This window comes from Marivita geojedonensis, from assembly GCF_002115805.1.
In the GTDB taxonomy this organism is placed as follows: domain Bacteria; phylum Pseudomonadota; class Alphaproteobacteria; order Rhodobacterales; family Rhodobacteraceae; genus Marivita; species Marivita geojedonensis.
In genome coordinates this window covers 109488-118901 of sequence record NZ_JFKC01000005.1, presented here as the reverse complement: position 1 = coordinate 118901, position 9414 = coordinate 109488, and the positions used below count along the sequence as shown (strand labels likewise).

At 61.4% G+C, this 9414-nt stretch carries 11 protein-coding genes; 3 read left to right on the top strand and 8 right to left on the bottom strand.

The features are described from left to right. Positions 1-36: 36 nt before the first annotated feature. The gene (locus MGEO_RS08280) at positions 37-930 is read right to left on the bottom strand and encodes a helix-turn-helix transcriptional regulator (RefSeq protein WP_085636249.1); all 894 of its coding nucleotides are present in this window, start codon (positions 928-930) and stop codon (positions 37-39) included. 135 nt (positions 931-1065) lie between these two features. On the opposite strand from MGEO_RS08280, the gene tsaA reads away from it, so the two are divergent. After that, on the top strand, positions 1066-1557 hold the full coding sequence (gene tsaA / locus MGEO_RS08275; RefSeq protein ID WP_085636248.1) for a tRNA (N6-threonylcarbamoyladenosine(37)-N6)-methyltransferase TrmO: 492 nt from the start codon (positions 1066-1068) through the stop codon (positions 1555-1557). A 102-nt stretch (positions 1558-1659) separates the two neighbouring features. Continuing rightward, positions 1660-2688: a fatty acid desaturase gene (locus MGEO_RS08270; RefSeq protein ID WP_085636247.1), complete on the top strand. Its 1029-nt coding sequence runs from the start codon at positions 1660-1662 to the stop codon at positions 2686-2688. 108 nt (positions 2689-2796) lie between these two features. On the opposite strand, the gene rpsI is transcribed toward MGEO_RS08270, so the two are convergent. The 4 genes from rpsI to MGEO_RS08250 form a co-directional block, all read right to left on the bottom strand. After that, positions 2797-3297 carry a 30S ribosomal protein S9 gene (gene rpsI / locus MGEO_RS08265; protein WP_085636246.1) on the bottom strand — a complete coding sequence of 167 codons (501 nt, stop codon included), beginning with the start codon at positions 3295-3297 and terminating at the stop codon, positions 2797-2799. Further along, entirely contained in the window at positions 3297-3761 is a 465-nt protein-coding gene (rplM, locus tag MGEO_RS08260) for a 50S ribosomal protein L13 (protein WP_085636245.1), read from the bottom strand. Before rplM ends, rpsI begins: the two co-directional genes overlap by 1 nt. Positions 3762-3928: 167 nt before the next feature. Next, the gene (locus MGEO_RS08255) at positions 3929-4462 is read right to left on the bottom strand and encodes a GNAT family N-acetyltransferase (protein WP_085636244.1); all 534 of its coding nucleotides are present in this window, start codon (positions 4460-4462) and stop codon (positions 3929-3931) included. A gap of 89 nt (positions 4463-4551) precedes the next feature. Next, positions 4552-5973 (bottom strand): aminotransferase-like domain-containing protein, encoded by a 1422-nt coding sequence (locus MGEO_RS08250; protein ID WP_085636243.1) that lies wholly within the window; start codon positions 5971-5973, stop codon positions 4552-4554. A gap of 112 nt (positions 5974-6085) precedes the next feature. Between MGEO_RS08250 and MGEO_RS08245 the strand changes: the two genes are divergently transcribed. Next, positions 6086-6313 carry a DUF1127 domain-containing protein gene (locus MGEO_RS08245; RefSeq protein WP_085636242.1) on the top strand — a complete coding sequence of 76 codons (228 nt, stop codon included), beginning with the start codon at positions 6086-6088 and terminating at the stop codon, positions 6311-6313. A gap of 83 nt (positions 6314-6396) precedes the next feature. On the opposite strand, the gene dacB is transcribed toward MGEO_RS08245, so the two are convergent. Genes dacB through MGEO_RS08230 form a run of 3 tightly spaced genes read right to left on the bottom strand, consistent with a single transcriptional unit; the run spans position 6397 to position 9370 of the window. Next, positions 6397-7941, bottom strand: coding sequence for a D-alanyl-D-alanine carboxypeptidase/D-alanyl-D-alanine endopeptidase (gene dacB, locus MGEO_RS08240; RefSeq protein ID WP_332908311.1), 1545 nt, complete (start codon positions 7939-7941; stop codon positions 6397-6399). 32 nt (positions 7942-7973) lie between these two features. After that, positions 7974-8582, bottom strand: a complete 609-nt coding sequence (locus MGEO_RS08235; RefSeq protein WP_269845882.1) for a nicotinate-nucleotide adenylyltransferase — start codon at positions 8580-8582, stop codon at positions 7974-7976. A gap of 2 nt (positions 8583-8584) precedes the next feature. Continuing rightward, the gene (locus tag MGEO_RS08230) at positions 8585-9370 is read right to left on the bottom strand and encodes an enoyl-CoA hydratase (RefSeq protein ID WP_085636240.1); all 786 of its coding nucleotides are present in this window, start codon (positions 9368-9370) and stop codon (positions 8585-8587) included. Positions 9371-9414 lie beyond the last annotated feature (44 nt).

Genomic DNA, 9414 nt, shown 5'->3' with positions numbered 1-9414 from the left:
CGCGCCAGCGTCCACCACCTGCGCAGAGGTTTCGCGTCATCCGTTCCAGCGGACGGTTCCGGCTTCCGACACGTCATAGCCTTTGAGGGCGGCAGCGTGTTCAGCAAATGCGTCGCTGCGCAGAAAGGCGATAAAGCGCTGCATCGGTGGATCGAAATAGGCGCGGCGGCTGACGAGAAGGTCGAAGCGTTCCTCGATCAGTGGCACGAAACCCAGATGATGCTGTTGCGCCAGTGACTCCAACCCGAATGTGGCATCGGCGCTGCCCGTGGCAACGTCAAGCACGGCATCCGCCTCGCTGCGCGCTACCGGGCGCAGCTGGATGGTCTCGGGCAGGGCATTCGACTGTGCGAGCAGATGGTCGAACAAAGTTCGCGTCCCGGCACCGGGTTGCCGCGGCGTGACCTTGCGACCGCGCAGGTCGTCCAGAGATGCAATCTGCTCTTCCAGGCCGGGTTTCACCACCAGTCCGCGCCGCCGGATCGCAAAAGCCAGAAGCACCACCGGTGCGCCGGTGAACGCGGCTTCAATCGCGGGCAGATTCCAGCTGTGGGTCGCCGCGTCATACATGTGTAATCCAGCAGCCAGCCCTTCACGGTTGGAAAAACGGTCAAGCCCATCCTGCGACCCGTCGAAAAAGGTGGCAATTCCACATTCGGACTGGCGCAGCGACCAATCCAGAAGCGGGTCGTGGCTGCCCAGAAAAACCGCTGGCCGCGGCGCGTCGTCACCGTCGCTGCCGGTCTGTTCCCGGGCCAGCCAGCGCCGCACTGCCTGTTCAGGAAACAGCAGTTTTCCGGTCACTTTCGAACAGGGAACGGCACCGCTTGCGGCAAGATCATAGACCTTGCGCTCCTTGATCCGCAGAAGCTCTGCCAGTTCCGGGACGGTCAGGAAGCGTTCGCGTGGGGATGTGTCTGTTGTGGTCATATCGGCGCAACTATGTCCTACCGTCCGGGGCACAGCAAGATGATCCGACGCCATGCCGTCTTGGGGATCGGAGCTGGACGGCGTGCCTCGGTTGGGCCATCACTTGACCACGAGACCCAGAGAGCCGAACCAGAGATGACCGAGACCGACAGCCACGACATCCGTGACGGAGAAACGCGCATTGATGCGCCCATGCGGGAGGACGCCGCCGTTCAGTTCATCGGCGTGATCCGGACGCCTTACACCAGCCGGGACATGTGCCCCCGTCAGGGAAAACTCGATGGCCCCGACTGCCGACTCGAACTGCGGCCTGAATGGGAACCTGGTCTCGAAGGCATCACGAAGTTCGATCATTTGGATGTGCTTTATTGGCTGCATCAGTCGCGGCGCGACCTTGTCACGCAAAACCCCCGCAGCGATGGCAGGATCACGGGAACCTTTGCCCTGCGGTCGCCGGTGCGGCCCAATCCGATTGGCCTCTCGCTGGTGCGATTGATCCGACGCGAGGGCAATGTTCTGATCGTCAAGGGTCTGGACTGCCTTGACGGGACACCGCTTATCGACATCAAGCCGGAACGCTGTGCCTACACACCGCAGGCCCCTCACAAGGATGCAGACGACGTATAGCAGTGGCAAAATGCCTCGTCTGGGCTTTCGGGCGGTTTGAATTGTAGGCGGAAAGCCAAACTTCCGCTAAGACGCTGCAACGACCAATACAAAAGCAGGCATATGTCCGAGCAGTTCACGATCCACGGGCATACGCCCGCAACGCCCTCCGCCAAAGACTGGGTGAAAGTCCTTTCCAAATACCGAGAGCCGAATGCGATGCGCAGTTCTTTTGAACTTGCTGTCACGCTTGGCCCATTCATCGCGCTGTGGGCGGCCGCGTGGTGGGCGATGGGTATCAGTTACTGGCTGACATTTGCGCTGTCGCTCGTGAACGCGGCGTTCCTGCTGCGCCTCTTCATCATCCAGCACGATTGCGGGCATGGATCATTCTACAACAACCGCACGCTCAGCGATTGGCTCGGGCGCATCCTCGGGGTTCTGACTCTGACACCCTACGACGTGTGGCGCCGCACACATTCGATCCACCACAGTTCTCACGGCAATCTTGAGAGACGCGGGATCGGCGACGTTCACACTATGACTGTTGCGGAATACAAAGCGCTGTCTGGGTGGAGCAAGCTGATGTACCGGCTGTATCGCCATCCGATCATCCTGTTCGGGCTGGGGCCGGGATACCTGTTCCTGCTTCAGAATCGTATTCCTCTTGGGCTGATGTCCAGCGTCCGCTACTGGGCCAGCGCCATGGGCACCAACGCAGCCATTCTGACCGGTCTGCTGCTGATCCTCTATTTCGGAGGGTTGATGCCGATTCTGCTGATCTTCCTGCCGTCCACCCTGCTTGCCGCGACGGCCGGTGTCTGGCTCTTCTATGTGCAGCACCAGTTCGAGAACACGTCCTGGGACGGCGAAGAACACTGGCAACTCCACGATGCGGCGCTGCATGGCAGCTCGTATTACGTTCTGCCGAAGGTGCTGCAGTGGCTCAGTGGCAATATCGGCATCCACCATGTGCACCATCTTTACAGTCGGATCCCGTTTTACCGGCTGCCCGAAGTGGTGCGCGAGCATGCGAGCCTTGCCGATCACAACCGCATGACGATCCGCGAGAGTTTTGCCAATGCGCGCCTGCACCTCTGGGATGAAGGCTCTCGGCGTTTGCTGTCGTTCCGCGAGGCCCGATCGCTCTGATCCAGCGAGTGGAACAGGCCGGTGGCACTCCCGGCACATCTGCACAAAACACTACAAACAAAAAGGCCGCCCCGAAAGGCGGCCTTTTCGATATTCTGAAAGCGTCGATTAACGCTTGGAGAACTGGAAGCTCCGGCGCGCCTTGCGCTTACCGAACTTCTTGCGTTCCACCACGCGGCTGTCGCGGGTGAGGAAGCCTGCGGCTTTGAGCGCGGAGCGCAGCGACGGATCGTAGAGCTGAAGCGCTTTGGAGATGCCGTGCTTGACTGCACCGGCCTGACCGGACAGACCGCCGCCTTTGACGGTTGCCATGACGTCGAACTGATCGGCAACGCCGGCCACGTCGAACGGCTGGCGCAGGATCATCTGCAGAACCGGACGTGCGAAGTATGCGTTCATTTCCTTGCCGTTCACGGTGACCTTGCCGGAGCCCGGCTTGATCCAGACGCGAGCGACCGCGTCTTTCCGCTTACCCGTGGCGTAGGAACGACCCAGTTCGTCACGCTGCGGTTCGCGTGCGATGTCTTCTGCGGTTGCACCCTGAACTGCGCCGATGTCGTCGGTGACGGCTTTCGCCAGCTCGTCGAGGGAGTTGATTTGCTCAGCCATTATTTCGCCGTCCGTGTGTTCTTGGAGTTCATGGACTTCACATCCAGCACTTCGGGGCTCTGCGCCTCGTGGGGATGCTCGTTACCCGCATAGACGCGCAGGTTGGTCATTTGCTTGCGCGACAGGCGGTTGCCCGGCAGCATACGCTGGACCGCTTTCTGGACCACGCGCTCGGGGTGCGCGCCTTCGAGGATCTGCTGCTTCGTGCGGGATTTGATGCCGCCCGGATGGCCAGTGTGCCAGTAGTAGTTTTCCTGACGCTTGTTGCCGGTCAGCTGAACCTTGTCCGCGTTGATCACGATGACATTGTCACCCATGTCCATGTGCGGAGTGAAGGACGGCTTGTGCTTGCCGCGAAGGCGCATGGCGACGATCGATGCGAGACGGCCCAGAACGACGCCTTCCGCGTCGATCAGGATCCATTTCTTGTCGATGTCTGCCGGTGTTGCAGAAAAGGTTTTCATCGTGGGATGTCCCTGACGTTTGATTGGTAAGACAGGGCGCAGCGCACCCCTGATATTCCGATGCGCGGGTTATAAGGATTGCCAAACCGCAGTCAAGCGGCGTTTATCTGAATAAGTTATTTGAAATCATATACTTAAAAATAAGGTATCCAGATACCCCACGTTTTTCACCGGTTTCGGCCTGCCGGAAGCTCCAGTTTCCGATAGACAAGATACGTGTCGAGCTCAGCCGGATTCGCATTGCCGTCATAGCGTGGCGTTTCGGTGAAGCCCAACCGGTCATACAGCGCCAGCATCGAACTGTTTCCCCGCACCGTATCGGCGAGAATTGTCGTTGCACCCAACTCCTTGGCCTTTTCAATCCGCATCTCGATGATCTTGCGGCCAAGACCGTAGCCACGGGCCAGATCGCGCACATACAGGCGTTTCAATTCAGCGCGGTGATCGTCGATCATGCGGACGAATCCGCACCCCAGCAGGTATCCGGAGCTGTCCCGCGCCAGAACGATCCCGCCATTGGGCGGCAGGAAATCGTTGATCACAGCAAGGCTTGACTGAACCTGCTCCTCGACCGACAGGCCCGGGCCCCCAACGGCCATCAGCCGTTCGAGGATCTGTGCGTAATACTCGGTCAGGATATCGGTCAGTTCATCGAGATCCGGACACGTGTCTACGAAGTCCAAGCTGATGTCTAAACCCATTAAAGTCTCGTGGTCGGGTGAGTCGTCTCGACAAGCCTAGCGATGGAATACTGTGCAGGCGACCATTTTTTCACCATTCCACGGAGAAATCAGACACTTATCTGCTCTGGCGGGTGCTGAAGGAGGTCGCGCAACTGCTGCATGGCGCTCTCGAAGCTCTGCAGCGGGATCTGCGCGTTGATGGCGATGCGGACCGCATGTGGTGCGCGCCCGTCCCGCAGAGCGAACTCATCGGCAGACCGGATCTGGATGTCCCGCGCCTCTGCTGCCCGGCAGAACGCCGCGGCACGCCAGCCCTGGGGCAGGGGAAGCCAAAGAAATGGCACGTCTTCGTGCCAAGTCAGGTTGTAGGTCCCCAGCGCGTTAACGGCGACCCGCACATACGCGGCCATCCGTTCCCGGATGGCGGCGACAATGGTTTCGGTTTCCGGCGCCGTCAGGATGTGTTCGGCGACCTCGGCCAAAGGCTGGGCGATGCCGAAGAAGCCGTGTTCCGCGACTTGCCGCAACTCCGGTCCGCGACCGCTGGGCGCAATGGCAAATCCGAGACGAAGCGCGGGCGTCAGGACTTTTGAGATCGACGCAACATGCCATGTGCGCTCGGGCGCAAGGATCCGGTAACTGGGCGCATCGCTGTCGGTCCGGCGGTAGCAGTCATCCTCGATGATCTGTATGTCGAGCGACCGGCAGACGTCCGCAATGGCACGGCGGCGCTCGGGCGGGGTGCAGACCAGTGTAGGATTGTGTACGTCCGGCGAGGTGCACAGGACCTGCGCACCGGTGCGCCGGGCGATCTCTTCCAGCGCGTCGGGCAGGATGCCCTTGTTGTCACTGGGCAGCCCGGCGATATCCGCGCGCAACAGGTCTGCCGAGCGACGGAACCCAGGATAGGCCAGTTCTTCGACCAGCATGGTCGGGCTTGGGCCCTGAAGCAGCGCTTGCAGGATCACGCTCAACCCGTTCTGGGCACCATGCACCAGAACAACGTCACTTTCGTGGATATGCCCCAGAGGAATTGTGCGCAGCCAATGCACAGCCGCTTCCCGGAGTGGTTTGTAGGCATTGCGCGTCGGGTAATGCAGCAACCGTTCGGGCGCGGTTTCCCCTACGCGGGCAAAGGCATCACGCAGCAGGGCGACCTGGCCCAGATCGGGCAGTTGCGGACTTGCCAGCGAGATCTTGCCGCCCTGCATGGGAACAGAGACGTATTCCCGAACGGGGCTCTGCGCTGTTCTGGTGCGGGGTGTGTTGCGATTGGCCACGAACGTGCCGCGGCCCACCTCGGCAACTGCATGTCCCGCATCGGTCAGAAGAGTGTAGGCCCGGGCCACGGTGCCCGGTGTGATGCCAAGAGACCACGCCAGCTCCCGGACCGGGGGGAGCCTGTCCCCTACAGTGAGGTCGCCTGACCGGATTGCCGATTGTATCGCATCCGCCACCCGTTTGTATTTGGGCCCAATGCCGGACTGCGGCAACGAGACGATCTGATCTGGGGAAATTGTATCCGACACAATCTTTCTCTGGATCGCTGATTGAGTCGAATGTATCGCTTTTTGTATCGCGATGGCAAGTCTGATATCGCGATACGGTTAAATTGTGTCGATACATTTGAGGAGTTCACCCATGGCACACGCAGCACATACCCCACAGATCGCCTATCTTGGTGCACAGTCCACACTGTCGCCGCTGGCCGTTGTGGCATTGCGCGTCGCGGTGACCCTCACGAAGTGGTCAGAGCGCCGTCGCACGCGCATTCACCTTGCAAATCTTGACGATCACCTGCTCCGTGACGTCGGACTGGATCGGTTGACCGCCCAACGGGAGGCCAATCGTAAGTTCTGGCTGATGTAATCCCTGCGTCAGACAGACCTCTTCCACTGGGGGCGCAAAGACCGGCTTTGCGCCCCTTTTTTGCGTCCGGCTCCCGGTCTTGATCAGCCGCTGTAAAGGATGCCCCAGCGCGCCAGCATGCGCTGCTGGAGCTTGCGGGCCTCAACGGCATAGGCCTTGCCGCCCGGCGGGTTTTCGCGCTCTTCGCGGGTCAGCGCATCGCGTCTGGGCAGATCGGCCGAGAAGCTCGCAAAGGCCAGTTCCGTGCCATCCGGCAGGTCGATGAATCCACCCAGACCGCTCACGAAGTTGAGCGTTCCGGTCTTGGCGTGAACGCTTACGGGGTGGTCCTCGATCACCTTTCGGTCTTCGGTACGCAGCGGGTGCGCCTTGAGCAAGGGCTTGATCCCCATGGATTTTCGCGCTGCTATCAGCGCCTTCACCATGTCCCGAGCGGACACGCGGCTGTCGTCACCCAGCCCGGAGTGATCTTCGAGTGCCACAGACTTCATGCCCAGCCGGTCCTTGGCCCAACTGTTCATTGCGTCGGCCGAGGCACGCAGCGAGGACGCTGTGCCAGACCGGGCATGGGTGGCCGTCAGCCCGACACATTCGGCGGTAATGTTGGTGGAGTATTTCAGCATGTCGCGCAGGATCACCCGCAGCGCCGCGCTTTCATGCGTCAGGATTTCGGTGCTGCCTTCGGGCAGTGCGTCGCTCATTTCGGGCGTCTTCAGAACAATCCCGTTTGAGCGCGCGAGGATCTGGAAAACCTCAGCCGCGTATCGTGCGGGCTTGCGCACCGGCAACCAGCGCGCGCCGCTTTTTCCCAGCGCACCCTGCGCCACAGTCCACGTGTCATGTGTCCCGCCGTCGACATAGGTGTAGATCGGATGATTGCGCGCCTCGATCCGCATCCGGGCCGCACGCACTTCGGGCCGCAGGGTGGCCGAGCGCGCATCCATCGACACATTGTACCCGTTTCCGTTCCGCTTCCATTCGAAATGGACACGGTTGAAATTGAGGTTCAGTCCCGAAATCCCCGGATTGTACCCCACCTGGAAGGGTTGTTCGCTGTCGATCCCGTTCAGCGCGGGCAGCGCGCCGCCCCAAACAAGGAACCGCCCCGTGACCTCGGTCACCCCGGCCTCTTCGCGCAGTCGCTTGGTGATGTCTGCGATGGCGTCCGTATCGAGGGTCGGATCGCCGCCACCGGCAAGAATCAGATCGCCGTCGATGCGTCCATTCGTGACCGGCGCAGTTGCCATGATCCGTGTCTCGAAATGATACCCCGGACCCAGCACATCCAGCGCGTAGCAGGCGGTCAGCGCCTTGGCGACGCTGGCCGGTGGCAGCGCGCGCAGCGGGTTGTGCGATTCCAGCACCAACCCGGTTTTCACATCCGCGACCTGTACGCTGATCTGACCCGGAAGCCCGGACTTCGCGATCAGGGTGCTCAGCGGTGGCTGGTATGTCTTGAGAAGATCACCGCCACGCGACGAGGGCCGTAGCGAACTCATCGGGGCAAGGGCGGACTGGGCAAATGCGGCGTGGCCAAGCCCGGCTGCTGCCAGACCACCAAGTACCGCGCGACGTGTTACCTCCCGTGTCATGATCGCGATGTAACCCGACCAATCAGCAGGTGACAAGCACACGGTTTGGTGAAGTGGATCAAGCTGTTTCAGCCCGGGCTGCGCCAGTCGCCCGCCGCACGCAACTGGGTCGAACTGACCTGCATCATCGGCATGTTCACAAAGCACCACGCAGGCGCGTCCTGGAGCGGCAGGAGTTTCGAGGCCTGACCGGGCAGGCGTGCATGTCGATACTGGCGTGCGGTGCGCGAGTGCAGGCCCGACTGTCTCCAGCCCGGACGTGCGAGGATACCCAGCGGTACGGACCAGAGGATGTCCTCCCACCGTTGCCAACGATGGAACTGCTGAAGGTTGTCCGCGCCCATGAGCCAGACAAATCGAACGCCGGGATAGGTCGCCCGCAGCGCTTCGATCGTCTCTGCCGTGTAGGCCGTTCCGATCCGGGCCTCGAAGTCGCTGATGATCACACGGGGGTGCTGCATGACCTCCCGTGCTCGGGCCATGCGCAGATCAAGGGGCGCCGGTCCCCGCGTCTTGAGCGGATTTCCGGGCGATACGAGCCAGATCACTCGGTCGAGCCCGAACTCCCGAAGCGCCACCCGTGTCAGATGCGCATGCCCTTCATGCGCCGGATCGAACGAACCGCCGAGCAGACCCACGCGCATACCGGGCCGGAGAAGAAGCCTGCTCTGCGTCAAGATTACTGCGACCAGTCAGGCGGGCGCTTTTCCAGAAAGGCAGCGATGCCTTCCTCGGTGTCGCGGTACAGCATGTTCTCGACCATCACCTGACCGGTATAGGCGTAGGCGTCATCCAGACCCATCTGCACCTGCTCGTAAAAGGCCTGCTTGCCGATCTTCACAGCCGCGCCCAGCTTGCTCGCGACAAGTTGTGCCATCTCTTGCGTCGCATCTGCGAGGTCATCGGCGGGCACCACCTTGTTCACCAGACCCAGAGCCTCGGCGCGGTGCGCGTCGATGAACTGACCCGTGACCAGCATCTCGAACGCCTGCTTGCGCGGGATATTGCGGGACAGGGCCACCATCGGCGTCGAACAGAACAGCCCGATATTCACGCCATTGACTCCGAACCGCGTGCCTTCGGCGGCCACGGCCATATCGCAGGACGCGACCAACTGGCACCCGGCGGCGGTGGCAATGCCATGAACCTGTGCGATCACGGGCTGTGGCAGGCGCTGCACACCCGTCATCACCCGTGCACAGCGGTCGAACAGGTCCTTGAAATACGCCTTGCCGCCATCTTCGGCCTGCCGCCCTGCCGTCATCTGCTTGAGGTCATGCCCCGCACAGAACGCCTTTCCCGCGCCCGAGATCACGACCACCCGAACCGAGCGATCGTCCTGCAACGCGTCGATCTGGTCTTGCAGCGCGGCCAGCATTTCGTCCGACAGAGCGTTGAGGCGCTCGGGCGCGTTCAGGTGCAAATGGCAAACCGCGCCCGTGTCGTGACGTTCAAGGATTTTCATCTTGTCCTCCCAGTGAGTTGCGGCGACTTTACCGGTTCAGAGCA